The organism is Planctomyces sp. SH-PL14 (assembly GCF_001610835.1).
In the GTDB taxonomy this organism is placed as follows: domain Bacteria; phylum Planctomycetota; class Planctomycetia; order Planctomycetales; family Planctomycetaceae; genus Planctomyces_A.
The window spans coordinates 1,305,306-1,329,347 of the sequence record NZ_CP011270.1 but is presented as its reverse complement, the minus strand read 5'-3'; the positions used below and the strand labels follow the sequence as shown (position 1 = coordinate 1,329,347).

The following is a 24,042-nucleotide window of genomic DNA, read 5'->3' as shown; positions in this document are numbered from 1 at the left end:
GCCACAGATGAACACAGATGAACACAGATGAACACAGATGAACACAGATGAACACAGATCAGATTGCGCTGGCGGTGTGGGTCGGCGCGATGTCCTGATTGTCGGTCTTGGCCTGGCCGGGGCGGCGCTCGCCTGGACGCTGCGGCGGCGCGGGGCGTCGGTGTTCGTCGTCGATCGGGAAGAACAGGTGACGTCCTCGCGGATCGCCGCAGGGCTGATGACCTGCGTCACCGGGCAGCGGCTGGTGAAGTCCTGGCGATGGGATGAGCTGTGGCCGTTCGCCGTCGAGTTCTATCGCGGCATCGAAGCCGAGACCGGCACGTCGCTCCTCGACGTCGGACCGATGGTCCGGTTCCTCAACACCGATGCCGAACGGGAGATTTTCGAGAAGAAGCGGAAGGGCGAACTGGCCGGCTTGGTTTGCGCGGCGCCGAACTTAGAGGCGGATGGCCGTTTTCAGCCGTCCGCCGCCGAAGGGGCGATTGAGATCCTGCCGGGTGGGCGGCTCCGGGTGGCTGACTACCTCAATGTCACACGGGAGATGCTGCAGCGAACCGACAGCTATCGGTGCGCCGATCTCCGTCTCCCCGGCGATGTCGAGCTGGCAGCCGACGGCATCCGGATCCCGTCGCTCGATCTCGTGGTCAACCGCGTCGTTCTCTGTCTGGGATTCGCCGCGCGAGGTTGCCCCTGGCTCGACTGGCTCCGCTGGAATCCGGCCCGGGGGGAGATCCTGACGGTCGACATTCCGGACTTGGGCGAAGACCGCGTCGTCCACGCGGGCGTCTGGATCGCGCGGCAGCAGGGGACCCGGTATCGCGTCGGCGCGACTTATGACTGGAAGTCCATCGACAGCGGACCGACCGAGGCGGGCCGGGCGGATCTCGTCGGTCGGCTGGAGCGGGTTCTGCGCGTCCCGTTCGAAGTCGTGGGGCACGACTCCGCGGTCCGGCCCATCCTCCATGACCTCCCGCCGCTGATCGGCCCCGTTCCGGGAGTTCCGAACTTGGCGGTCTTCAACGGCCTCGGCTCAAAGGGAACGCTCCAGGCTCCGTTCTTCGCGGAGGAACTCCTTCGGAGCATCGGATTCGGGTGAAGCCGCCCTCGCCACGGTGAGGCACGGAAACACGAAGGTCCCGCCCTCTGATCCGTGTTTATCTGTGTTCATCTGTGGCTGCCCTTCCTTCCCCCCCCATGATTCAGGGGGAACGGGCCATCCGTGACAGCCAAAGCCGCTCAGACGGCCGTCGAGACACCCTCTTCCGCGGCCGGGGCGGGAGCAGACTTGGCGAACGGATTCACGGTCGAGGGATCCGGCTGCCAGTCGATGAGCTGGAGCTCGACCGATTCGTACCCCTTGTACCGGTTGAAACCCGGGGCGAAGCAGATCGAGATCGGTCCCGGACAGGCCGCCATCTCGTCCGCCCACTCGGCCCGCCCGAAGGCGATGCCGCGGATGATCTTGTTGAACTGGCGGACCTTGAACGAGAGGTGCCGCTCTCCGCCGCCGATCTTCTTCGGCGGCTCGACGAGCTCGCACCGCGTCGCCGCGAAGACCGGCTTCGAATGCTGCGATCCGAACGGCCCGAGCGTCTCCAGCTCCGTCATCGCCTTGTTGGTCAGGTCCGCCAGCGCGACCTCGGCGTCGACGTAAATCTCTTTCTCGGAGACCACGTTCGATTTATTGGCGGTCATGTGTTCGATGAACGCCAGCCGGAACGCGTCGAGGCGGTCCGCCTGGACCCGCAGACCGGCGGCGTACTTGTGCCCGCCGTATCCGACGAGGTGTTCGCCGCAGGCGGTCAGGCCGGCGTGCAGGTCGAAGCCGCCGTAGGACCGTCCGCTCCCCTGGCCGAGCTTCTCCGCGTCGTTCATGGCGATCATGATCGCCGGCTTGCGGTATTGTTCGACCATCCGGCTCGCCAGGACCCCGATCACACCGGGATGCCATTCCGGATGGGCTAGGACGAGGGCGGGATGGTCGGCCCACTCCGGGTGCTCGTCGACGAGTTCCCGCGCCTGCTTGAACATCTTCCGCTCGACCGTCTGTCGCTCCTTGTTGAGCTGGTCGAGGTAGTCCGCGAGCTGGGCGGCCCGCTGGCGGTTGTAGGTCGTCAGGAGCTCGACGGCGAGCCGCGCCTGGCCGAGCCGTCCGGCGGCGTTGATTCGGGGACCGATGCTGAAGCCGATGTCCTCGGCGGTGAACAGCGTGTTCTCCCCCAGGCCGGCGATCTTGATCAGCATCTCCAGGCCGGGGATCGGCTGCTCGACTTTCTTTGTCTTCTTGTCGTTGTACCGCCCGAGGACCTCCAGCCCGAACTTCACGAGGATCCGGTTCTCGCCGACGAGCGGAACGACGTCCGCCACGGTCCCGATCGCCGCCAGGGCGACGGCGGACTTGAGGAACTCCCGCATCGCCGGCGTCGCCCGCTCGCCGTCCCCCAGCCGCTGGCAGACTGCCCAGGCGAGCTTGAAGGCGACTCCCGCGCCGCACAGGTCCATGAAAGGATACGTGCTGCCGGGGAGCCGCGGATGGACGAGGACCGCCGCGTCCGGAAGCTGCTCCAGCATCGTGTGGTGGTCGGTGATAATCAGCTCGAGTCCGAGCTGACGGGCGAGGGCCGCCTCTTCGACGCTGCAGATCCCGCAGTCGACCGTGACCACCAGCCGCTCGGGGTCCTCTTCGTGGAGCTTGCGGATCGCCTCGCAATTGAGGCCGTAGCCTTCTTCGAGCCGGCAGGGGATGTAGTAGTCGACGCGTCCGCCGGCGAGCTTGAGGCAGTGCCAGAGGATGCTGGTGGCGGTGACACCGTCGACGTCGTAGTCGCCGTAGATCGTGATCCGGCGGTTGGCCTGGAGCGCGGCGACGACCCGGTCGGCCGCGGCGTCGATCCCGGGGAGCTGGGCCGGCGGATGAAGGTCGTTCATCTTCGCGTCGAGGAAGACCTTGGCGTCCTGTCCGTTCAGCACGCCGCGCGAGGCCAGCACGTGGGCCAGGAGCGGAGAGCAGCGCAGCTCCTGCACAATGCGCCCCACCACCGCCCGGTCGTGCGGGGCGAACTTCCAGCGATCCGGCATTGCTTACTCCCTTCCCAGCCGGGTCGGGCGACCACAGCTCATGGCCCTGATACTATAGCGATCGGGAGCGACGAGTTCCCGGCTGCCGGCGGAGGGATTCAAGCGTCTGCCGTCGACGGCGTGAAACCTGCCGCGTCGAAGCCGTCAGGCGGAAGCCGGCCTGGCAGTGCGAGACCCCAGCCTCCGGGAGAGTGAGCATGGCCCTGAAACGCGACGTGATTGTCGTCCCGATCGACTTTTCTCCGGCAACGGACAAGATCCTCGATGCGGCTCTCGACCTGGCGGAGGGGGATCACAGTCGGCTCCGCGCCCTGCACGTCCTTCCGCCGCTCGACACGCTGGCTCCCGGGGTCGCCTGGGGAGCGCCGTTTCCGGACACCCGTGAAGAAGGGGTCCGCAACCATGGCCGGACGGTGCTGCGGGAGAAGCGGCTGACCGATGTCCGCTTCGATGTGCGGCTGGGGCACCCGGCTCATGAGATCATTGAGTTCGCCAAGGCGGAGAAGGCGGATCTGGTCGTGATCGCGTCACACGGGTATTCCGGGATCAAGCGGTTCCTGCTGGGGTCCGTTGCCGAGATGATTCTGCGGCACGCGCCGTGTCCGGTTCTTGTGCTGCGGCGGGCGGAGTAGCAGCTCGCCCGAACCATGTCCTAGCCGGCACGACGTCGCTCGCTCAAACCCAACGTGCGACGGCAGCCTGGGGTCAAGGGGGCCACGCCCCCTTGCCGCCGGAGGCGCTTCTATGAGGAACCTTGGTAAGCGACGGACGTCCGCTTTGTAGGACCAGCGTTGAGGACTCCCTCACATCACACAGCTCGCATTGCAATCCCCGCGTGTTGGTGAGAGGGGCATACGGCACGCTGTCCGTGCTTGGACAGGTACTCCTTCCGACATCTCTCGACGGCCAGGCCTCCGGCGGGCAAAGGGGCGTTGCCCCTCTGCACTCCCCACCAGGGTGCCCCTGGACCCGGTGGGGAAATCACCGTGTCTCAGCTCATGGAGCTGCCACCGCGGCACCGTTGATGATGATCGATCCGGTCGCCTGGCCGACTCCCGGCAGGATGATCGCGTTCGTCGCCCCGGTGATCGTGTTGCTCGTCGTACTGAAGAGCTGGATCGTCGACGAGACATTGCTGAACACAATCCCCTGATCGACCGCCGGACTGCTCGACGCAAAGTTCAGGTAGTTGTTGTCGATCTGCAGCCGGGAGTTCGCCGCCACCGCATTGAACCGGATCCCGGTCCCGCTGCCGCCATTGTCGATCACACCGTTCGTGTGAATGAAGGAGTCGGTCGCGTCGGCGAAGTCGAACCAGAACCCGGTCCCGAAACCGCCGTTCATCGTCACGCCGTTCTGCGAGATCAGCATGCTGCTGGTGTCCTCCGCCTCGATGCGGTAGCCGATCCCGTTGTTTCCGCTCATCGTCAGGGCGTTGTTGCTGATCGTCCCCGAGAGCTGATCGGTCGTCGACAGGGCGTGCAGGTTCAAGCCGATCTGGTTGTTTCCGAGCATCGTCACCGTGTTGCCGGCATAGTTGATGCCAAGCGGGCCGTTCCACAGGACTTCGAAGGCCGACTCGTCGTTCTGGTTGATGCTGATCGTGTTCATCTGCGCGATGAGCGTGACGTCCGCCCCGACCGCCGCCCCCGAGTTCGAGATCGAGACCGCCGTTCCGCTGGTGTCCGTGATCGTGTTCGAGAGCAACTGGTACTGATACGTCCCATCGACATCCGCCCGGATCCGGATCGTGCCGTCGGTTCCGTTGTTGGTGAACGTTGAGTTCGCGATCGATACCAGTTCGTCGTTGAGAGAGTCGTAGGCGTAGTTCGTCGTCCCGGACACCGTCAGCCCGCTCAGCGAGACGAGCTCGTTCCCCGAGGTGACGATCCCGTTCGTGTTGTTCGTGAAGGTCATCCGCTGCAGGGCAATCGTCCCCGAGTTCTGGGCGATGACGGCGTTCGTCACGTTCTGGATCGTGCCGCCGCTCCCGGCGGACGCATTTCCGATGACGAAGAACACGCCGTCCGAATCGAGGACCCGGATCCCGACCGCCCCGCCGTTGGCGAAGACCGACTGGAGGCGGATGTCGATCGTCGAGTTGTCGATGTCCACCGCCGCGGAGCCGTTGGCGGTGATGCTGCCGTTGTCGATCTCGACGTCGTCCGAGTCCGTGATCACGAGGCCTCGGCTCGCGGCGTTGCTCGTGTTGACCGTCAGGCGGTTGAAGAAGACTTCGCCGGTCGCCTGGTCGATCTCGACCGCGTCGGAGGCGGAGGAACTGGTGACCGTCAGGTTGTTGACGCTGACGTTGGCGTCGGAGGCGTTCAGGACGAAGCCACTTCCCGTCGGGTCGGCGACGGTCGTGTCTCCGTTGAATTCCATCGTCCCGGTCCCGCCGACGATCTCGATCCCGTTCCCGCCGGTCCCGTCGATGCCGAGGTTGTTCGAGAAGAAGTTCCCCAGGAGGTTGCTCAGGAACAGGCCGCGGCCGCCGGCGTTCGTCACGTTGACGTCCGTCAGGGTCACCGAGCCGCCGGTCGTGTTCTGGACCACGATGCCGTCGCCGGTGACGTCCTGGAACGTCGCGGAGGCGGTGATGTTGGCCGAGCCGCCGCTGATCAGCAGGCCGTTGCCGCCGATCGTGTCAAAGCTGAGCCCCGAGAGGTCGATGTTCCCGGTCGCGTTCGTGAGGGCGATCCCGTTCCCGCTGATGTTGTTGAACGAGACGTTCTGGACCGAGGCGCCGTTGATGCCGCTGCCGACGATCGCATCCCCGGTGATGTTGTTGATGGTGAACCCGGCAATCCGGCTGCCGGAACCGAGCGTGACCGCCGGCCCCGCGACCCCCTGGATGATCGGCGTTCCTGCCCCTCCGCCGCCGGGCCCGAGCGTCGGCAGCGCGAGCGTGCCGTAACCCTGGACCGCAATGCTGGCCCCGGCTCCCTCGCCGATCAGCTGCTGACCGTTGGCGAGCGTGATCTGCTCGTTGAGCACCGAGCCGGAGCGGACGAAGAGCAGGTTGACTCCCGTCAGGTTGGCCTGGGCTTCCGCGACGCTTCCGAACGGATCGTTGACCGCCCCGGTCCCGCCGGCTCCGACGGTGCTGTCGATCTGGCCGACGACGAAGGCGTTGCCGTTGGCATCGCGGGCGACGACGCCGGACTCGAAGTCGACGGTCCGGTCGACGATCACGTTGTAGTTGCGTTCGACGTACCGGAACGGATTGGGAGCGTCTTCACGCCACTGCGAGGCGGGGTTGCTCTTGCCGAACGGCAGGTTGAGCTGGGCCCCCACCATGAGGTTCGTGCCGAACGTGTTGTCGTGCGTGAACTGCAGGTTCGTGGTGACGGTGCTGGAGAGCTCCAGCTCGACGCGGGCCTTCACGCCGTTGATGTCGTCGACGTTCTTGCCGGTGAAGTAGTAGTACCCCAGGAAACCGCGGAGCTGGTCGTTGACGCCGCGGAGGTCGACCGGCAGCGAGTAGCCCGCTTCGATGTCGAAGCCCCGCATTGCCGTCCCGGTGTAGCGGGTCGAGTCGAACAGGAGCTGCGTCCCGGCGAACCGGGCGTTCGAGTTGAAACTCCCGAGGTCTTTGGTCTCCGGGCCGACCGGCGCGTAGAAGTTCCCGCGGAACTCCCACCGCTCGACCATCGCTTCCAGGCTGATGCCGACGTCCTGGAAGTGGTATCCGGTGCTGTTGTCGATGTCGTACCAGAAGCTCGCCCCGTACCAGGCGTGAGCCGGGTTATCGAGGTAGCGGTAACCGAGGCCGAGGTTTCCGCCCCCCTGGCCGCGGTTCGAGAGGAAACCGCGGGCATCGCCGAAGAACATGTGCTCTTCGAGCATGAGGAACGGCATGAACTCGATCGGGCTGATCGACTCCTCCCGCCCGAAGGTCGGGGCGGCCAGGTGTCCGCCGCGGCCGATCGCTCCCATATACTGCGAGGAATCGACGGCGGGCTCGACGCGGGGGGCCCGGGTCGGAGTTGATGTCGACGTCGACGTGGCGGAGCCGGAGGCGGGCTTGCCGTTGGGAGACTCTTCCTCCCACTGGGTCCACTCCGGGTCCTCTTTGGCGAGAGCGGGAGCCGCTCCGGCGGAGACCATCCAGCCGCTCACACAGGTCCCCAGCAGGGCGGCCGTGATACGGGGGAAGCGGGACGACCGGCAGAAACTGCCGGAATGGGAATGGCGACGGGTGAGGCGGCGGACGAGCGCTTCCAGCGACGCAGACCGAAACATGCTCAGATTCCTTTCTGATCCCCGAAAATCGCTCAATTCGCCTTCGTGCGAATGACGAACTGAGTGACAGGTCCCACCGGACCGGGGCCATCGGTGCGCGGCTTATGAGCGCAGAAACCGATTCGGTCAAGACGCCGGGAAGGGACCAGCGGCGGACTGGGGCGAAATTCAGCTTCCCATCAGCGAATCGGGCTCAAGACCAGCAGATTCGACCGGTCACGCGTCTCCCCGCTTTCGCGTCCGCAGCGCAATTTGCATCAGTCGCGGGCGGTCCTCTCCGGGGATTTCCTGAGGCGGCGGATTCACCGATCGGACATTTCCGATTCTTAACCCGCGGCTGTGCGAGTCGCCATTGACGACCCGTGTGGGAACGTCCGCTCTCAGGTGCACCGAGGCCGGTTCGGCCCGGTCGAAAGCGGTCTGGACCAGTCGATTTCGGGGGGCGGAGGTCGCCGCCCCGATGGACAGGTTCCGCGGCCGTCTTCTACGATCGCCCCCGCTCGTCCTGCGCCCGCGTCCCCTCGACCTTCCCGGCCTTCCAGCGGAATTCTTATGGCCCACGCCTATCGCACGACTCCGGAAGACACGACGCAGATGCCTTCGGGCATCCCTTATATCGTCGGGAACGAGGCGGCCGAGCGGTTCAGTTATTACGGGATGACCGGCATCCTCATGACTTTCATGACGATGCACCTCGTGAATTCGCAGGGGCAGGCGGCCCGGATGAACGAGGCCGAGGCGAGCGCCGTCATCCATTACTTCAAGGCGGCGAACTACTTCTTCCCGTTTGTGGGGGCGGTGATCGCGGACGCCCTGACGGGCAAGTACCTCATGATCGTCAGCCTGTCCCTGGTGTACTGCCTGGGGCACGCCGTCCTGTTCCTGATGGACATGCCGGTCGGCATCGAGCCCAAGCACCTGCTGTACATGGGCCTGGGACTGATCGCCGTGGGGGCGGGGGGGATCAAGTCCTGCGTCTCGGCCCACGTCGGCGACCAGTTCGGGGAGAAGAACCAGCACCTCCTCGAAAAGGTCTACATGTGGTTCTACTTCGCCATCAACGTCGGGGCGGGCGTGTCGCTCTATCTCTGTCCGGAGCTTCTCGACCGCTACGGAGCGGGGGTCGCTTTCGGTGTTCCCGGATTCCTGATGGCGGCGGCGACGCTCGTCTTCTGGCTCGGGCGGAACAGGTATGCCCACATCCCGGCGTCGCGGGAGCGGTTCGTGAGATCGCTCGACCGCGAGGGGCTGCTCGCAGTGGCGCGGATCGTCCCGCTGTACCTGTTTGTTGCGGTCTTCTGGGCTCTGTTCGACCAGTCGTCATCCCGCTGGATCGATCAGGCGGAGAAGATGAACCGGACCCTGATTTCGATTCCGACCGGGGGGGCCGAGCCCTGGACCTTCACGATCAAGGCGGCCCAGACGCAGGCGGCCAATGCGATCTTCGTCCTGCTCCTGATCCCCCTGTTTTCGCTCGTGGTCTACCCGGCGATCAATAAGGTCTGGCGGCTCACGCCGCTGCGGAAGATTGGCCTGGGGCTGTTCGTGATGGTTCCGGTGTTCGTGATCTCCGCCTGGATCCAGGCCCGCATCGACGGCGGCGCGACGCCACACATCTATTGGCAGCTCCTTGCTTACGCGGTCCTGACGTCGGCCGAGGTCCTGGTCTCGATCACGGCGCTCGAATTCTCCTACACCCAGGCCCCGACCGCTCTCAAGTCGCTGGTCATGGGGGTGAACATGCTCTCGGTGACGCTGGGGAATCTCTTCGTCGGCGGGATCAACGACTACATCGCCAAGATGCGGGCGAGCGGTCAGACGGTCCTGGAGGGGGCGACGTATTACTGGTTCTTCGCCGGCTGTATGGCGGCCGCGGCGGTCGTCTATGTCCCCTGGGCTCTGACGTATCGCGGCAGAAGCCAGATGCAGACCGAGGCCCAGCCGCCTGCGGCGACGTGACGCTGAGAGCCTGAGCCGAGTCCTTGCCGGCACGGTTGTGCCACCTCAAACCCAACGTGCTACGGCAGCCTGGGGTCAAGGGGGGCTGTGTTGTTTTCCTGGCCTCCTTGCCGCCGGAGGCATTTTCGTCGCGGAACCGTGGGACACAACGGATGTCCCCTCTGTGGTACCAGCTATGAGGACTCCCTCACATCGCAGCGATGGCTCTGGAATCCCCGCGGGTTGGTGAGGGGGCATACGGCACTGTGTCCGCGCTTGGACACTGACTCCTTCAGATATCTCTCGACGGCCAGGCCTCCGGCGGGCAAAGGGGCGTTGCCCCTCTGCACTCCCCACCAGGGGTACCCCCTGGACCCCGGTGGGCCAGGGAGGTCGGGTTACGCTAAGGACGTCCGTTGGCCCAGGACGCTGTCAGAGCGGTCTCTCGAAGCCGCGCTCAGCAGGCGGTCTCTTCCTCAGCAGAACCAACACAACGGCGAAGGAAAAACAGAAGCTCAACCGGATTGAGCGGCTTGCTCAGAACCGCCGAAATCTGCAGCTCCTTCCGCAACGCCGCTTCGTCGAACTGGTGCCCGTAATCCCCCAGCAACAGGATCGGGAGATCGCGGAACCGGAAGTCGCTCCGCAGGCGGCGACACAGGTCCAGACCATCCATGTAGGGCATCTCGGAGTCGCAGATCAGCGCGGCAGGCGATTCCATCTGCAACGCGTCCCAGGTATCGAGCCCGTCTTCAAAAGTCGCGACGTCATAGCCGGAACGGCGAAGCCAGAGCGTCAGAACGCGGGTGACATGCTCATGGTTGTCGCAGACGAAAACGCGGGGAGCGGACGAGGAGATGGGGGACGGCATGAAGGCCTCCTGCTTGACCAGAGACGTTTTGCGGGGAGGGAGGGAAAGGCGACCGGCGGGAAAAAGGGTGGCGGGAAGGACGAGGCGGGATCAGAAATCGGGGTCAGACCGGAAGGTCAAGGATTCGACGGACCGAAGGGTTCGGGACTCGCCCGGCTGGCGAGCCATTCGCTCTCATCGGCAGGATGGTCCCCTCGTTCCACCTTACGTTACGGGGATGGAATGAAAGGTCGGGACTTTCGTAAAATTGCCGCGAGGGGACGCGATTCGCTGGAAAAACCTGCCGGTTCTCCCGGATAGGCAAGGAAAGTTGAGACGAACGTTGATGGGACCGGACGACGAAGTCTGCCTCTGCTTTCACGTGACGCGGCGGAAGATCGAAAACTACCTGCGGATCCACCGCCCTTCGCGGGTCAGCCAGCTCAGCGAGTGCGGCGGGGCCGGGACGGGGTGCGGCTGGTGTGTGCCGTTTCTGCGGCGGTACTTCGAAAGCTCGGAAGGGCGGCGGGAACTGACCCGAGAGGAATACGCCGCGGCCCGGACGGCCTACATCGACCGGGGCAAAGTCCACGAACCCGACCCGCCGTCGACTCCGACGTAAGTTGCTTCCCCGCATCTTCTTATCTGTGTGAATCTGTGTTCATCTGTGGCTGGCCTTGAATTCGTTTTAGCCACAGATAAACACAGATGGACACAGATCAGATGCCTATGAGCAGTGGCGCAACCCCTTCTTCAGAAATGTGTTGCGAACTTCCTGTGGGCTGGTGATCGTTTGTGGAATCTCAAGGAATATTCGCCGCCATGCGCGCATTGATTCAGGTGACTGCCAGGAGATGCAGCCTTTGTGAGTGACGCGGAGTCAACCCGGCGATCGGAGCTGGTCGCGGAGTTGTACGCGCAGCATGGGGAGAAACTCCGGGCATTCCTGTACGGCGTCCTGCGGAACGTGGAACTGGCCTCCGAGGCCCTGCAGAACACATTTCGGCAAGCCGTGCGGGCCCTCCCTGAGGGAACGCCGGACGGCATTCGGGGCTGGCTGTTTCGGGTGGCCTACAACGAGGCCATGCTGATCCGCCGGAAAGCCAGGGTTGCCAGCGACGCCCTCCAGCGGATGGTCGAAAGCCGCGCGGTGGAGACGCCGGGCGGAGGGAGCGGCGGCGAGACGGCCCAGCGGATCGCCGACGATCCCCTGGTGAAGCGGGAGACGATCGAACGGGTCCACCGGGCCCTGGAAAACCTGCCTCGCGACCAGCGGTATGTCGTGGAGCAGCGGATCTATGGAGAGAAAACCTTCGCCGCGATCGCCGAAGAGCTCGATGTTCCCCTGGGAACCGTCCTGACGCGAAACCGGCTGGCCCTCGAGAAACTGCGAGCCGCCCTGTCCGAAACGGAATCGTCGCCGCGGGAGTAGAGCGGCGGCTGGCTCGAACATCAAAACGGATGACCTCATACAAGTAGTCTGATCGAGATCCCCATGTCCTCCGACGCCCCCCTTTCATCCGACGACCGCCTGCAGTGGGCCCAGCGCTATCTGCTGGGAGAGCTGTCGTCCGCCGAGGTGGAGGCGTTCGAGACCCGGCTCGGCGAAGACGAGGAACTGGCGGCGGCCCTGGCCGATGTGGTGCTGATTCACCAGGCGGTGGGCGATGTGCCGTTCCCCGCGCCGCTTCACGAGGCTGTGCCGGATTCTCGGCAGCTCCTCCGCCGGTTCGGCTGGAGCGTGGCGGCCGTCGCGATGGTTGGCGTCGTGGCCCTCGTCCAGCAGACGCCTCGGCAGGTGGAAATGGCGAAGGGGAGCCTGGAGCTCTCCCACCCCGAAGTCCTCGACTCGCTCTTCGCTTCCTCGGCTGATGACGAAGACGGTCCGGAGTCGATGGGCGTCGATCCATCGGACGACGAGATCAACGCGCTCGACGTGCCCGACTGGCTGTTCGCCGCAGTCGAAGCCGAAGGCCGGATGGATGACTCCGGCCGCCCTCAGGAAGAGGAGCTCTGAAACATGACCAGAACCGTTTCCGCCACCCTGGAGAGCGTCGTTCGGATGGGCCGGCAGCCGGCTCGTTTCGCGTGGGGGCTGCTCGTCCTGGCTTCGCTCCCTCTCGCCACAGTGCGGGCCGACGGTCCGGAGAAGGGGAAGAGCAAGGTCTCGGTGACCGCCGCTCCGAAGGCGGAGACCAAAGCCGGCGCTGCCAGGTTGGACTCCGCGACCAAGATGAACGCGGAGCGGGAGCAGGCGGCCCTGGAGTTTGCCCGCGAACACCATGCGGAACTCGCGGACCTGCTGACGAACCTGAAGGGGTCGAACCGCGCCGCCTATGAGAAGGGGATCCACGCCCTGTTCCGCGACAGCGAACGTCTGGCCCGCACCCGGGTGAACAATCCCGGCCGGTACGAATTCGACCTGGAGCAGTGGAAGATCGAGTCCCGGATCCGCCTCACCGTCGCCCGGACGATGATGGACGACAGCTCCGGCTCGCTGAAGGAGGAGCTGCGGAACCTCGTCGCCCGGCGGGAGGACGTGAAGCTCCGTCTCCTGAAGTTCAACCGCGACCGGCTGACCACACAGCTGTCGAAAACCAAAGCCGAGCTGGCCGAGGCGGAGTCGAACCGGGACGAGCGGATCGACCGCGAGGTCGACAAGCTGCTGAAATCCGCACCGAAGAAGCGCGACGTCAAGGCGGCCAACGCCGCCCCGGCCGCGAAGGAAAAGCCGGTACCGGACAGGCCGGCCGCAGAAAAATCTGCATCAGAGAAGTCGGCACCCGAGAAGGCGGTCCCGGCGAAATCCGCCCCCGAGAAGGGGGCTCCCACGAAGGACGCGGCGGAGACGCCGAAGTCTGCAAAGAAAGACTGATTCTCCGACTCAATCGATCGAGCGCGGTCTTCAGAGACATCTCCGATGTCGATCGGAAGCCGCCGCCACGGACGCGAACATCCTCCCGTATTGCGGAAGTTCTGGAATGAAACTCACCCGATGGATTCTCCTGTCGACCGCCATCATTTCGTGGTCGCAGGCTGTCTTCGCCGCCGCCCCCCTTCCCCCCGCGCAGCAGCGGTTCCAGAAGGCGGGGGTTGAGGAGACGCCCGACTTCCAGCGGCACCTCGTTCCGCTGATGGGCAAGCTCGGCTGCAACGGCCGGGCCTGCCACGGGTCGTTCCAGGGACAGGGGGGCTTCCGGCTCTCGCTGTTCGGATACGACTTCAAGATGGACCACGAGGGGCTGGCGGAGCGGCTCGACCTCGATGAGCCCGCCAAGAGCTACGCGATGGAGAAGGCGACCCTCGCCACGCCGCACAAGGGAGGAAAGCGGTTCGACGTCGGGAGCTGGGAATACAACGTCTTCCTGAACTGGATCAAGGCGGGAGCCAAGGGGACCGAGGAGCCGATGGTGCTCACGGCTCTCGACGTCACTCCGAAGGAGATCCGCTTCGATACCAAGGGACAGACGCAGCCGCTGAAGGTGATCGCCCGCTGGGCGGATGGTACGAGCGAAGACGTTACCTGCCTGTGCCGGTTCCAGTCGAACGATCCGCAGGTCTGCGAGATCAGCCAGACCGGTCTCGTGACGGCGAGCGACGCCGGCGACACGCACGTCGTGGCCTTCTACGACCGGGCGGTCGTCCCGGTCCCCGTGATCCGGCCGGTCTCCGACAAGCTCGGTCCGAAGTATCCGAAGGTCGCGACGCCGACCCGCGTCGACGAACTGGTGGTCGCCAAGCTCAAGAAGCTCGGGATCGTCCCCTCGGACGCGGCGGATGACGCCGAGTTCCTGCGCCGGGTGAGCCTCGACATCACGGGGACGCTGCCGTCGGCCGACGAAGTCCGGAGCTTTCTGCAGGACAGCACGCCCGACAAGCGGGCGAAGAAGATCGACGCTCTCCTCGAGACCCCCGCCTACGCCGCGTGGTGGTCGACGAAGCTCAACGACTGGACCGGCAACTCGGACACGCAGCTCAACAACGTCGGCGTCTCCCGCGAGTCGCCCAGCGCCGAGTGGTATGCCTGGATCTACAAGCGCGTCGCCGACAATGTCCCCTACGACGATCTCGTGTCGGGGATCGTCCTGGCGAACAGCCGCAAGGAAGGGGAGAGCTACGCCGATTACTGCAAGCGGGAGAGCGACCGCATCCGGGCCGACGGGGCCGAAGGCTACGCCAAGAACGACGGCCTGACCTACTTCTGGGGACGCCGGAACTTCGTGAAGCCGGAGGACCGGGCGATCGGGTTTGCTTACACCTTCCTCAGCCTGCGGATCCAGTGCGCCCAGTGCCACAAGCACCCCTTCGACCAGTGGTCGCAGGACGACTTCAAGCAGTTCGAAAACTTCTTTACCCGCATTCGCTACTCCCAGAACGGCCAGGACCGGAAGGAGTATGAAGCGGTCCTGACGGCGGCGGGGATTCCCCAGAACTTGAAGGGGAACGACCTGCGGAAGGAGATCCCGAAGTACCTCAAGGAGGGGAAGGCCGTTCCGATGCCGGAGCTGTTTGTCAGCAAGGCCAAGACGAACGCCCGCCCCAAGAAGGAGCCCAAGGCGAACGCCAAGAAGTACAACGGACCGGACTACCCGACGGCGAAGCTCCTCGGCGGCGATGTCGTGGCGATCGAGGAGATCGCCGATCCGCGGGGGGCGATGATGGAGTGGCTGCGGACGAACCCGCTGTTCGCCCGGTCCTTCGTGAACCGCGTCTGGGCCGGTTACTTCAACCGGGGGATCGTCGAGCCGACGGACGACATGAACCTCGCGAACCCGGCCTGCAACGAGGAACTGCTCGACTACCTGGCGAAGGGCTTTGTCGAGAGCGGTTACGACATGAAGTGGGTCCACCGGACAATTGCCAACAGCCGGACCTACCAGACGTCGTGGAAGCCGAATGAGACCAACAAGCTCGACGAGCGGAACTTCGGCCGGGCGGTCCCCCGTCGGCTGCCGGCGGAAGTCGCGGTGGACGCGGTGGCGATGGCGACCGCCTCGTCCGACCGGGCCAAGACCTTCAAGGACGACCTGAAGGGGCGGTCGCTGACGATCCCCTCGAACCCGCGGAACAACAACCTCAACGGCTCGTTCTACGCCCTGAACGTCTTCGGTCGCTCGATCCGCGAGTCGAACTGCGACTGCGATCGTTCGTCCGATGCCAGCCTGCTCCAGACTCTTTATCTGCGGAACGACGGCGAGTTCCTCTCGTCGATCGACCGGACCAAGGAGGGGTGGCTGGCGAGCGTGGCGCAGGAGATGAAGGTCAAGTACACCCCGCAGACGGACCCGGCCAAGACCGACAAGGGGGGGAAGAAGGAAGACGCCAAGCGGCCCGCCGACTACGACCAGGTCGTGGCCCGGTTCAAGCAGCAGATCGAACGGGCGAAGAAGGAAGACAACAAGAAGCGGCAGGCCCGGGCGGAAGACCTCCTGGCGGAGTATCAGAAGAAGTATGCCGGCGGCGACAAGAAGCCGAAGGCCCGCGACGAGAAGACGACGGAAGCCCCGGCCGCCCCCGTGGCGGTCGCGGCGGCGGATGTCTCGCGGATCGTCGAAGAGGTGTACCTGCGGACGGTCAACCGGTACCCGACCGACGCGGAAAAGTCCCTCGCCGTCGGCTTCGTCCGCGACGCCAAGGACACGGTCTCCGGCACCCGCGACCTGCTGTGGACGCTGCTGAACACCAAAGAGTTCATTGTGAATCACTGAGTGGAAGGGGGAGAGGGATCAGGTGCCGGGGTCGGTTATCCGGCAAGGCATCGAACCTCTTCACCAGCCTCCTCTCGTCGTTCCTGATACCTGATACCTCACACCTGATACCTCTCCCACGGAGTTCCCATGTCCCTCAACATCACCTGCGACGGCGTTCGGCGGCGAGACTTCCTCAAGGTGGGAGTCCTCGGCGCGACCGGCCTGACGTTCGGCAGCTTCCTGCGGATGAGCCACGGGGCTCCGCAGGTCCCCGGTGCCAAGGCCAAGGCGGCGATCTTCATCAACCTGCCGGGCGGTCCGACCCACATGGACACGTTCGACCTCAAGCCGAACGCTCCGGACACCCATCGCGGCGAGTTCAAGCCGATCCAGACCAAGGTCTCCGGGATCGAGATCTGCGAGCACCTGCCGCTGCTCGCCTCGACGATGGACAAGTTCACGATCCTGCGGGGGGTGTCGCACTCGATCGCCGCCCACCAGCTCGGCTCGGAATACGTCAACACCGGCAACCGTCCGCTCCCGTCGCTCGAGTTCCCGGGCTTTGCCGCCGTGGCGAGCAAGGAACTTGGCGGACCGCGGGACCTGCCGAACAGCGTGGCCATTCCCAACAGCGCCCAGAAAGCGGGTTATCTCGGCGTCCAGTACAGCCCCCTCAACACCGGCAAGACTCCGGTCCAGGGGCAGTCGTTCAACGTCCGCGGGATCGCCCTCGGCAACGGCCTGACGATCGAGGACGTCGAGAAGCGGCAGGGGCTCCTCAAGCAGCTCGACACCGCCTTTGCCGGGTACGAGAAGAACAGCCAGCTTCTGGAGGGGCTCGACCGGTTCTCGCAGCAGGCGTATGAGATGATCACGTCGCCGCGGGCCCGGGCGGCGTTCGACATCAGCAAGGAGAAGCCGGAGGTTTCCGAGAAGTTCGGGAAGAGCGGCTTCGGCCAGAGCTGCCTGCTGGCGACACGGCTTGTCGAGTCCGGCGTGCGGTTCGTCACGATCTCGACGGGCGGCTGGGACACCCACAACGACAACTGGAACCGCCTCAAGACGAACCTCCTCCCGCCGATCGACCAGGGGCTGTCCTCGCTGCTCACCGCCCTTTCGGATCGGGGGCTCCTGGAGACGACGACGGTTTACGTGACCGGGGAGTTCGGCCGGACGCCGAAGATCAACAAGACCGCCGGCCGCGACCATTATCCGCGTGCGATGTTCCAGCTCATGGCGGGGGGCGGGATCAAGGGGGGCCAGGTGCTGGGGGCCTCGGACGACAAGGGCGAGTTCCCGGCGGACGGCAAGGGTTACTCGCCGGACAACATCGCCGCTTCGTTCTATCACACGCTCGGGATCGACCACACGAAGGAGTATCACACCTCCAGCGGCCGGCCGGTCATGATTGTCCGGGAAGGGCAGATCATTCCGGAGCTGTTTGCGTAGGGCAGACGACTTGCCATCGAGAGAGGCGGGGAGGCGGGTATCCCTGGAACTCTCGGTGTTTGACGGGCGGAATCGCGGCGGCGGTTCCGCCCGTTTTCGTTTTGGGGCTTTCCGAACCGCGTCCTGGCCGGCACGGTATGGCTACCTTAAACCCATTGTGCCACGGCAGCCGGGGTCAAGGGGGGCTGTGTTGTTTTCCTGGCCCCCTTGCCGCCGGAGGCGCTTCAACGAGGAACCGTGGTAAGCAACGGGCGCCCACTTTGTGGTATCGGCGATGAAGCCTCACCGCTCGCTCTGCAATCTACGCAGGTTTGGTGAGGGGCCATACGGCGCGCGGTCCGCGTTTGGATACGTGCTCCTTCAGACATCTCCCGACGGCCCGGCCTCCGGCGGGCAAAGGGGCTTTGCCCCTCTGCACTCCCCACCAGGGGGACCCTGGACCCGGTGGGGGCAGAATCCGGGCGCGGGGTGGATCGACGTAGCCGAGGCTGGCCACAATGCCCCAGATGTCCAGGGGCGGGCCGAAGTTCGAAAGTGGCCGACGCGGCCGTTCTCGCGCAAGAACTTCCCCGCCTTTACGTTATACTTGGGGAATCCCCTTCTCTCACGTCGCCGACTCAACCTATGGATTTCCGCAACTGCCCCTCGTGCAAGGCCTCCGTCCTCGAGGACGACGCCCAGGAATGCCCGTTCTGCGGAGCCTCCATGTCCGGGAAGCCGGGCGCCGCTCCCAAACCCGCCCCGCAGGCGGCCAAACCAGCGCAGAAGAAGTCCAGTCCCTCCGTCCCGGCCGCCTCCGGAGCACCTGCGGGCGCAGGGGCGAAACCGGCGGCCCGCGCGGAGAAGCCCGCCCCCAAGCCGCCTGAATCGAACGACCCGTTCGACGTCGACAACTCCGCCCTCCGCTCCACCTCTCCCGTCAGCCCCAAGCCGGCCAAGGGACGCTCGATCGAAGTCGTCTGCCCGATGTGCGAGACGAAGGGCTACATCACCGAAAAGCAGGCGGGCCGCGACGTCAAGTGCTGCAATCCCGACTGCATGGTCCCGGTCTTCCGGGCCCCGGCGCTCGCCAAGAAGGAAGAGGTCGTCGTCGACAAGGGGATGTCGGCCGCGACGCTCTCGATCCTGGGGGTCGTCGGCGCGGCGGTGATCGGCGGCGCGGTCTACTTCTTCGTCCTGAAGGGACCGGAGGTCAAGACGCCGGAAGTCGTGGACAGAAAAATCGAGCAACCGACCCCCGAGCAGAAGAAGAACGAGACGAACAACCTCATCCCCGATGGCAATGTGCAGGAGGTGACCGACAAGCCTCCCGCCAACGTGGGCGATCTGGAAACGAAGTCGCTCAAGGAGATTGTGAAAGACTCGCAGCAGCGGGGGGAAACCCGCAGCCAGCCGGTCACCAAGCAGTACGCCGCCGAGGCCCTGGCCCTCCGGGGCAAGACCGCCGAGGCCAAGGAGCAGATCACCCTCGTGAAGCAGATCGGGGGGAGCCGCGGAACGTATGAGATCGAGCCCCTCGTCCGCCTGGCGTGGGCCGACCTCAAGCGGGGGGACAAGACCGCCGCCACCGCCAGCGCCGACGCGGCCCTCAAGGCGTCGGAAAAGCTCGCCAAGGTCGGCCGGGAGGCGATCGACGCCGCGACGTCGCTCGCGGCTCTTCTGGTCGGTCTCGGGCGGGACGGCGAGGCGACCGTCCTCGTCCAGGAGATCCCGTCCGACGACCGCGCCCGGGCCTCGGCGATCTGGCTCGTCGCCCGCGAGACCGGGACGTTCGACGTCACCGCCGCCAGCCAGATGTCGTTCCTGTATGCCAATCCCCAGACCGCGATGTCGGCGACCGCCTTCAGCGCGGCTCTCAAGGGAGATCCGGCCCTGGCGATCAAGTGGGCCAAGTCCGCTCCCAACCCCGCGGTCCGGGATGCCGCCCTCGCGGCGTGTGCCGCCGCGGTCAGCTCGAACGTCCCGTCGCGGGCCGAGTCGGGCGTCCCCGAAGCCCTCGCCGCCGAGTTCGCCGCCGCCGAGCCGGCCGGCAAGATCCGGATGCTGGTCGCGGTGGCCGATGCCGAACTGCTCAAGAAGAACCAGGCAGGGGCCGCCGCGGCGCTCGCCAAGGCCGAAGCCCTCGCCTCCGGAATCGCTCCCGGAAAGGGGATGGCGATTCCGGAAATGACGGACATCTACTACAGCGAAGGCCGACCCTTCGCCGGACTTCCGGACCCGTTCGCGGCGCTCGACTCCGCGCTCGCTCTGGCGGACGTCGCCGACCTTCAGATGCGGCTGGCGAAGAAGCCCGAAGGCTGGACGAACCTTGAGAAGGGGCTGGCCGTCCTGCGGAGCGCGACGCCCTCCGCCGACGCCGTCCAGGCTCAGCTCGATCAGGCCGAGAAGCAGTCGGACGAGATCCAGACACGGCTGCGGACCGCCCTCAACCTTCCGAACGACGCGCCCAAGCTGCGGCTCGCCGCCACCCGCTACCGCCGGCAGCTCCAGGCACTCCTGGAGATCAGCCACCGCCGGAAGCACCTCGCCGAGCTCTTCCTGCAGCGGGCGGTCGACCGCGGGATGCTCGAGCAGGTGGTCCCGCTTGTGATCGAGCGGCAGAAGGCCCGCGGTAATGACCAGGAGAAGTACCTCGCCAGCCCGCTGGGGGGAATGCTGCTCCAGGCGGCCGAGCAGGCCGGCAAGACGGACCTCGTCGCGAGCCTCAAGGGGGCGGACGCCGGCCTCCAGGTCCCGGCGAACCTCACCGGGCTGGTGCAGGCCCGGGCCGCGTTCGACGCGGGGAACCCCGAAGGGGCGGCCGAAGCCCTGCGGGGGGTTTACGCGAATCCGAACATCGAGCGGTGGCGGACCGACATCCGCGTTCTCGGGGCGGTGACCGGGAACCTCGGAACGGCGAAGGCGTTTGACTTCGCCCATCGCCTTCGCGACCCGCTGATCCGCGAGGACGCGCTGCGGCTGATCGCGTCGCGTTCGATTCTTGACAACACCTGGCCCGAGATGTGGCGGCTGACGGCCGAGACCACGGCCCTCAACCACACGGACCGCGCGGCGATCCGGCTGGGGTTCGTCGAGGCGATGAAGAAATGAGAGGCGCCCGGGAGACTCGTTCCGCTTCTTCTGTCTCGCGGCGATCGTGATGCCTGAGAAACCGCAGGACTTGCCCTCCGCCGATCCGCGCGTGGCCTTTGCGGCGGAGCGGACGTTTCTAGCCTGGATCCGGACGGGGCTGGCCCTGATGGGATTCGGCTTTGTGGTCGCCCGCTTCGGCCTCTTCCTGCGGGAACTGGCGGCGGCGGAGCACATCCGGCCGCACGCATCGTCGGGCGTCTCGTTCTGGATCGGGACGCTGATGATCTTCCTGGGGGTCGGCGTCCTGGCCGGTTCGGCGGTGCAGCACGTTCAGACGATCCGCCGCCTCCGCAGCCCTGATCCGTGGCGGCTCGAGCCGTCGCAGGCCGGCATTGGCCTGGCGGCCATTCTCTGCGTCGCGGGAGCGGGCGTCGCCCTCTACCTCATTCTCTCGGCGCCGTAGCCGGTCATATGACCAAACCGCTGCAGACAGCCCACGTCCCAGCGGAGTCGCTTCGTCTGCCGTCCGATCAGGCCCGGCCGTCGACGCCGTCCGGGCGAGCGAGCGACGAGCTGTCCATGTTCATCTCCGGCTCGCGGCGGAACTCCATGACCCATTCCCGGAGTTCCTGCCCGACCGGGGTGATCGTGTCTTCCACAGTCGAGACGAGCGGGCTGAGGACCGGAATGTCTCGAAGGGCCCGGCCGTCGATCCCTTCGCGGACGGTGTCGGCCACGAACGCGGGAGCCCGAGCGGCGAGGTGAGCGGATGACATCCCCGGCCCGTCCGGGGACTCGATCGGCCGCACGGGAGCGCGGGCGACGCTCGAAGCGGGGCCGGAGGCAGAGGGACGCAGGCCGACGATCACGGCCATCATCAGCGCCGCGGCGGTGACGAAGCCCAGGCCCATCGCGGCGACCTGTGGCGACTTCCGGCGCGAGGCGGTGGAGGAAGTGGCGACGGCGACCGCCGGCCGCTGGGCCAGATCGGCCAGGGTCCGCTCGACCAGTTCCATCGAGACCGGCCGCTCCAGCGACCGGGCGACGTGGAGGAGCAGCTGCGCGTCATCCCACTCCCGGCGGCACGCCTCGCTCCCGCAGGCCGCGGCGTGCTCCGCCAGCTCCGCGCCGGCACGACGATGCTCGTCGAGGCAGGCCTCGAGCCGCTCGCGGAACTCCTCACAGGTCATCGGCATGTTCATGATCCGTCTCCCGGCTGGACTCCCAGCGTGCGGAGGATGTCGGCCAGTTCTTTGCGTGCCCGGTGCAGCCACACCTTGACGGTCCCGGTCGGGACCTGGAGCGAGTCGCTGACATCGGCGATGGACAGGTTTTCAATGTGAAACAGGATGAAGGCGACGCGGTAGTCGTCCCGGAGCTGGTGCAGCGCCTGCTGCACCAGCGGGGCGATGTCCCCGTTGGAGTGCGCCGGGACGCGGCCCTCAACCTCATGAACGAGGGGCTGGCTCGTCGCCTGCTGCCGCCGTTTCTGCCGCGCCGTCCGGCAGCGGTTGGCGGCGATCGCCATGACCCACGGCACGAACGCCCGCGACCGGTCCCACCCGTCGAGATACCGCACCATCCGGACAAGCGACTCCTGCGCCGCATCTTCCGCGTCCTGATAATGGGCCATCATCCGCAGGCAGAGACTGAGAACCGGCCGATGCAGCCGCTCCACCAGCTGACGCATCGCAATTGCGTCCCCGGCGCGGCAGCGTTCGGCAAGTTCAGTCAGGTCATCCGTCACGGCAGCATCCATGTTACCTGACGGATGGACCGGCGGTTTCAATCGCCGCTGAGATCAGCGAGGGCCGATCCCCTCGCCCCGTCTTCGGCAACGCTGGACCGCCCGGAAATCAGGCGCGCCCGCAAGTCCTTGATGAAAGAGGCCTTATGTCCCGGACTTGCCAGCCGGAGGGGCCGGCACCGCGACGTTGACGGAGAATTCGACGGGGTAATCCGGGTCCTTCTTGCCGGTCGTGGCCACGTTGGGCGGGACCTCGTACCCCTTGTCGCGGAGCCGCTGCTCCAGTTCCTGCTTGTCCTCCGCCGTCCGGGCCCGGGCGACACCCGAGATCCGCGGTCGTCCGCCGATCTTGAGGTCCGGCTCCAGGTGCAACTCGGCAAAGTACAGCCGGTCGGTCCCCGGCAGGACCTGCTGAAAGGAGTCCAGCGTCGTCAGCGGAGCGGCGACTCCGGTGTACCAGCGGTCGACCGCTTTCGTCTCCTTGAGGGCCGGCTCACCCTGTTTCAACGTGTCGCTGAGCGCCGCAATCGAATCGTTCAGCTCCTGGATCTGCGCGTCCCGGGCGAGGACCGCCCGCCACCACACGCCGAGCGCGATGATTGCGACAAGTCCCACTCCGCAGGCGGCCCGCAGGATCTGCTTCCGCCGCCCGTCGGTCTTGGGGGCGGGCTTGCGGGGATTGACGAGGTCGAGCCGCGGGACGGCCGGCGTTCCGAGCGAAAGGCCCGCCCCGACGAGCGTCGCCGGCGGGTTCCCGGACAGAGCCCCGGCGGCGGCCAGCGGCTTCGATCCCCGGACGATGCTCACCTTGGACGGGAACCGCTGTTCGAGCAGGCCGACGACGGTCTCATCCGGTTCGCCGTCGCAAAGGTAACTCACCTGGCCGATCTCGACCCCCGGATGGAGCTGCCCGAGCGAGACCGTGGTGCGGATGAGTTCCGCCTGGAGCGGCTGGACATGCGTCATCCCCGTGCCGGGAGGGAGCTGCGTGCCGTGGGAGAAGACGACCATCCGCTCGTCGACGAGCGTCAGTTCGATCTTGGCGCCCCGCTGGAAGACGAGGAGCCGGGTCTCGTCATCGGCGACGGTCCGGATCCGGTCGGCGAACTCCGCCATCGCGATCGGCGTGGCGAAGCATCCGGCGAGTTCCATCTCCTCGGCGGCGAGCCCCTTCTGCCATTCGGCGATGCGGGCGCGGTCGTGGGTGAAGACGAGGACTCGCCGGCCGGGATGCGGTCCGGCGGGGAGCGGGATGTAGTCCAGAGCGAGCGACTCGACCGGGGCGGCGGAGCGGACGGCGGCCTGGAAGCGGACGAGGTCGGGCAGTTCGTCGTCTGGGACGTCGGGAAGGTCGAGCTGGCGGGCGACGAGGGCTTCGCGGGGGAGGAGCAGGACGATCCGGTTTGCCTGGACGCCGGATTCCTTCCGGGTCCGGCGGATGTTTTCGATGGCGAGGGGGGTGTCGTGGTCCCAGTTCTTTCCGGGCTCGGTCGGTTGAGTCGAGCGGACGGCGCGCACGAGTTCGGCGGTCCCTTTGGAAACGCGGACCTCCAGGCCTGTCAGGGTTTCGGTGCCGCACTCGACGACGAAGTAGTCCGCCATGTCCGTCCACTTGCTCGACAATTGCCGCCCGCTGGGGGCGTTTGCTGGTCAGTGTACGGCGTTTTCCGACCGGCGACGAGAACGATTTGCGCTACGACGCCAACGGGACGGCAACCTGAAGGTCCGGTGATAACAAGAGATGCGTCACCAGCCGGGGTCCAGGGGGTACCCCTGGTGGGGAGTGCAGAGGGGCAACGCCCCTTTGCCCGCCGGAGGCCTGGCCGTCGAGAGATGTCTGAAGGAGGGCGTGTCCAAGCGCGGACAACGTGCCGTATGCCCCCTCACCAACCCGCAGGGATTGCAGAGCCAGCGGTGTGGTGTAGAGGAGTGCTCATAGCTGGTTCCACAAAAAGGACGCCCGTTGTGCACCA

General features: G+C 66.0%; 17 protein-coding genes. 10 read left to right on the top strand and 7 right to left on the bottom strand.

Features of this window, described 5'->3' with window-relative positions:
* Window positions 1–76 precede the first annotated feature (76 nt).
* Window positions 77–1,096, top strand: coding sequence for an NAD(P)/FAD-dependent oxidoreductase (locus VT03_RS05235; protein WP_075092015.1), 1,020 nt, complete (start codon window positions 77–79; stop codon window positions 1,094–1,096).
* 140 nt (window positions 1,097–1,236) lie between these two features.
* Here the strand turns inward: VT03_RS05235 and recJ are convergent, their stop codons facing one another.
* On the bottom strand, window positions 1,237–3,078 hold the full coding sequence (recJ, locus tag VT03_RS05230; RefSeq protein ID WP_075092014.1) for a single-stranded-DNA-specific exonuclease RecJ: 1,842 nt from the start codon (window positions 3,076–3,078) through the stop codon (window positions 1,237–1,239).
* Between the two features lie 197 nt (window positions 3,079–3,275).
* On the opposite strand from recJ, the gene VT03_RS05225 reads away from it, so the two are divergent.
* Window positions 3,276–3,710 (top strand): universal stress protein, encoded by a 435-nt coding sequence (locus VT03_RS05225; RefSeq protein WP_075092013.1) that lies wholly within the window; start codon window positions 3,276–3,278, stop codon window positions 3,708–3,710.
* A gap of 364 nt (window positions 3,711–4,074) precedes the next feature.
* Here VT03_RS05225 and VT03_RS05220 read toward each other — a convergent pair whose 3' ends face one another.
* Entirely contained in the window at window positions 4,075–7,323 is a 3,249-nt protein-coding gene (locus tag VT03_RS05220) for a right-handed parallel beta-helix repeat-containing protein (protein ID WP_075092012.1), read from the bottom strand.
* Window positions 7,324–7,875: 552 nt separating this feature from the next.
* On the opposite strand from VT03_RS05220, the gene VT03_RS05215 reads away from it, so the two are divergent.
* On the top strand, window positions 7,876–9,282 hold the full coding sequence (locus tag VT03_RS05215; RefSeq protein ID WP_075092011.1) for a POT family MFS transporter: 1,407 nt from the start codon (window positions 7,876–7,878) through the stop codon (window positions 9,280–9,282).
* A 436-nt stretch (window positions 9,283–9,718) separates the two neighbouring features.
* Here the strand turns inward: VT03_RS05215 and VT03_RS05210 are convergent, their stop codons facing one another.
* Window positions 9,719–10,132 carry a PleD family two-component system response regulator gene (locus VT03_RS05210; protein WP_075092010.1) on the bottom strand — a complete coding sequence of 138 codons (414 nt, stop codon included), beginning with the start codon at window positions 10,130–10,132 and terminating at the stop codon, window positions 9,719–9,721.
* Window positions 10,133–10,457: 325 nt separating this feature from the next.
* On the opposite strand from VT03_RS05210, the gene VT03_RS05205 reads away from it, so the two are divergent.
* The 3 genes from VT03_RS05205 to VT03_RS05195 all read left to right on the top strand — a co-directional run bounded on the left by VT03_RS05205 (window position 10,458) and on the right by VT03_RS05195 (window position 12,128).
* Entirely contained in the window at window positions 10,458–10,733 is a 276-nt protein-coding gene (locus VT03_RS05205) for a bacterioferritin-associated ferredoxin (RefSeq protein WP_075092009.1), read from the top strand.
* A gap of 243 nt (window positions 10,734–10,976) precedes the next feature.
* A complete protein-coding gene (locus tag VT03_RS05200; protein ID WP_197489204.1) occupies window positions 10,977–11,543 on the top strand; it encodes an RNA polymerase sigma factor in 567 nt (188 codons plus the stop codon).
* Window positions 11,544–11,606: 63 nt separating this feature from the next.
* Window positions 11,607–12,128, top strand: coding sequence for a hypothetical protein (locus tag VT03_RS05195; protein ID WP_075092007.1), 522 nt, complete (start codon window positions 11,607–11,609; stop codon window positions 12,126–12,128).
* Window positions 12,129–12,445: 317 nt separating this feature from the next.
* On the opposite strand, the gene VT03_RS35175 is transcribed toward VT03_RS05195, so the two are convergent.
* A complete protein-coding gene (locus VT03_RS35175) occupies window positions 12,446–12,943 on the bottom strand; it encodes a pentapeptide repeat-containing protein (RefSeq protein ID WP_075092006.1) in 498 nt (165 codons plus the stop codon).
* 149 nt (window positions 12,944–13,092) lie between these two features.
* On the opposite strand from VT03_RS35175, the gene VT03_RS05185 reads away from it, so the two are divergent.
* The 4 genes from VT03_RS05185 (at window position 13,093) to VT03_RS05170 (ending at window position 20,785) form a co-directional block, all read left to right on the top strand.
* A complete protein-coding gene (locus VT03_RS05185) occupies window positions 13,093–15,819 on the top strand; it encodes a DUF1549 domain-containing protein (RefSeq protein ID WP_082845950.1) in 2,727 nt (908 codons plus the stop codon).
* A 129-nt stretch (window positions 15,820–15,948) separates the two neighbouring features.
* Window positions 15,949–17,250 (top strand): DUF1501 domain-containing protein, encoded by a 1,302-nt coding sequence (locus VT03_RS05180; protein WP_075092005.1) that lies wholly within the window; start codon window positions 15,949–15,951, stop codon window positions 17,248–17,250.
* A gap of 705 nt (window positions 17,251–17,955) precedes the next feature.
* Window positions 17,956–20,340 carry a hypothetical protein gene (locus VT03_RS05175; protein ID WP_156514304.1) on the top strand — a complete coding sequence of 795 codons (2,385 nt, stop codon included), beginning with the start codon at window positions 17,956–17,958 and terminating at the stop codon, window positions 20,338–20,340.
* A 49-nt stretch (window positions 20,341–20,389) separates the two neighbouring features.
* The gene (locus tag VT03_RS05170) at window positions 20,390–20,785 is read left to right on the top strand and encodes a YidH family protein (protein ID WP_075092003.1); all 396 of its coding nucleotides are present in this window, start codon (window positions 20,390–20,392) and stop codon (window positions 20,783–20,785) included.
* A gap of 67 nt (window positions 20,786–20,852) precedes the next feature.
* On the opposite strand, the gene VT03_RS05165 is transcribed toward VT03_RS05170, so the two are convergent.
* The 3 genes from VT03_RS05165 to VT03_RS05155 form a co-directional block, all read right to left on the bottom strand.
* Entirely contained in the window at window positions 20,853–21,524 is a 672-nt protein-coding gene (locus VT03_RS05165; protein ID WP_075092002.1) for a hypothetical protein, read from the bottom strand.
* Window positions 21,521–22,012, bottom strand: coding sequence for an RNA polymerase sigma factor (locus VT03_RS05160; RefSeq protein ID WP_197489203.1), 492 nt, complete (start codon window positions 22,010–22,012; stop codon window positions 21,521–21,523). The genes VT03_RS05165 and VT03_RS05160 overlap by 4 nt, the downstream gene beginning before the upstream one ends.
* 201 nt (window positions 22,013–22,213) lie before the next feature.
* The gene (locus VT03_RS05155) at window positions 22,214–23,671 is read right to left on the bottom strand and encodes a hypothetical protein (protein WP_156514303.1); all 1,458 of its coding nucleotides are present in this window, start codon (window positions 23,669–23,671) and stop codon (window positions 22,214–22,216) included.
* Window positions 23,672–24,042 lie beyond the last annotated feature (371 nt).